Annotated in this window: 2 protein-coding genes; both read left to right on the plus strand. The window is 72.1% G+C overall.

Annotation, left to right across the window (positions count from 1 at the left end; genetic code table 11):
* On the plus strand, positions 1-1,053 hold a 1,053-nt coding region (locus Q8S40_RS24775; protein ID WP_305672546.1), incomplete at its 5' end, for a M48 family metallopeptidase.
* 3 nt (positions 1,054-1,056) lie between these two features.
* Positions 1,057-1,886 (plus strand): 4-(cytidine 5'-diphospho)-2-C-methyl-D-erythritol kinase (locus Q8S40_RS24780; protein WP_305672547.1); only part of this gene is annotated, 830 nt, incomplete at its 3' end.

Raw genomic sequence — 1,886 nt, forward strand, 5'->3', positions numbered from 1 at the left:
GACTTCCTCAAGCGCCGCGGCCGGCGCGACGATGTCCTGACCTATTACAGGACAGCGCTGGCGACGAATGAACCGGGCTCGATCGCGGACGGGGAGGCGGAGGAACTGGCGCGGTCGCCGGCGCCGGCCTTGCGCACCCCGGTCCAGCTGGCCGCCTACGCGCTGCGCCTGGGGGCCATCTTCCTCGGGGGCCATCCGAACACCAACGAGATCGCCGCCATCTACCTGCGCCTGTCCGAGCATCTGCATCCTGATGACGAGACGGCGCTGGCGCTCGGCCAGGCTCTGGCTGCGGGGAATCAGGAGGGCGCGGCGCGCGAGACGTTCGGCCGGGTCAGCCGCGTGGATCCCCTGCGGTACGCGCGCGCCCAGGCCCAACTGGCGCAAAGCCTCGCGGCCGGCGGCCACGAGGACGCGGCGCTGGAGGCCTTTCGCCGCGCGGACGCCGCGGCCGCCCAGCCGGTTTTCGCCCTGACCCTGGTCAACCATCTCAACAACGTCGGCCGACACGACGAGGCGCTGTCGATCCTCGAACGTCCCGCCCTCAACTCGGCCCAGCAGCTTGCCGATGTGCGGTTCGAGCGCGGCCGCGCCTTCGAACGTCTGGGTCGCCTCGAGGAGGCGGAGAATGAGCTCTGGGCGGCGCTCCAGGCCGTTCCGGACAATCCGACGATCCTGAACCACCTCGGCTATATGTGGGTGGACAGCGGGCGGCGCGTCGATCAGGGGGCGGAGCTGCTCGCCCGGGCCTTCGCCGCCGATCCCGACAACGGCCATATTCAGGATTCGGTCGGCTGGGCCCAGTTCCGCCAAGGCCAGTACGAGGCCGCGGTCGAGACCCTCGAAGGCGCCGTAGCCAAGCTTCCGGGCAACGCCACCATCGTCGATCACCTGGGCGACGCCTATTGGCAGGTCGGTCGCCAGCGTGAGGCCGAATGGCAGTGGAGTCGCGTCCTGACGCTGGATCCGGATGCCGAACAGCGCGCCGGGGTCGAGCAGAAACTGGTCAAGGGTCTGTCGATCCAGGCGCCGGTATCCACCGGCCAGTTCTAGGCCATGGTCCTCACCGCCCGGCTCGCGCCCGCCAAGGTCAATCTGTTCCTGCATGTCGGTCCGGTCGAGGCCGACGGCTATCATCCGCTCGCCAGTCTGGTCGCCTTTGCCGACGTCGGCGATCGCGTGACGGTGGCGCCGGGGGAGCGGCTGTCACTGACTGTCGCGGGGCCGTTCGGCGGAGCGCTGGGGGCCGCAGACGACAATCTGATCCTGCGCGCCCTGCGGGCGTTGGGCGCGGCCGCAGGGATCGGCGATCCGGCGCTCGCGGTCACCCTCGACAAACGGCTGCCGATCGCCGCCGGCCTCGGCGGCGGCTCCTCCGACGCCGGGGCGGCGCTGAAGCTGGCGCGGGATGCGCTGGACCTGCCGTTCGACGACGCAGCCCTGGCCAGGATCGCCGGCAGCGTGGGCGCCGACGGCCCCATGTGCCTGCACGCCCGGGCCGCCTGGGCCGGCGGGCGCGGCGATCGTCTCAATTTCGAGCCCCGGTTGCCGGCCCTCCCGTGTCTGCTGGTCAATCCGGGCGTCCCTTCGTCAACCGGGGCGGTCTATCGCGCCTGGGACGCGGGCCCGCCGGCCGAGGCCGACATGCCCCCGCCGCCGCTCGACTGGAGCCCCGGCGCGGTCGCGGGATGGCTGCAGGCGCAACGAAATGACCTCCAGACGCCCGCCGTGGCGCTGCAGCCGGCCATTGGACAGGTACTGGCGGCGGTCGAGGCCCTGCCCGGCGCGCGGCTGGTGCGCATGTCCGGGTCAGGGGCCACGGTCTTCGCCCTGTTCGACACCCGCGAGGCCGCGGCCGAGGCAGGTGACGCCCTGCGGGCGCAGCA

This window comes from Falsiroseomonas sp., assembly GCF_030695085.1.
In the GTDB taxonomy this organism is placed as follows: Bacteria; Pseudomonadota; Alphaproteobacteria; order Acetobacterales; family Acetobacteraceae; genus Falsiroseomonas.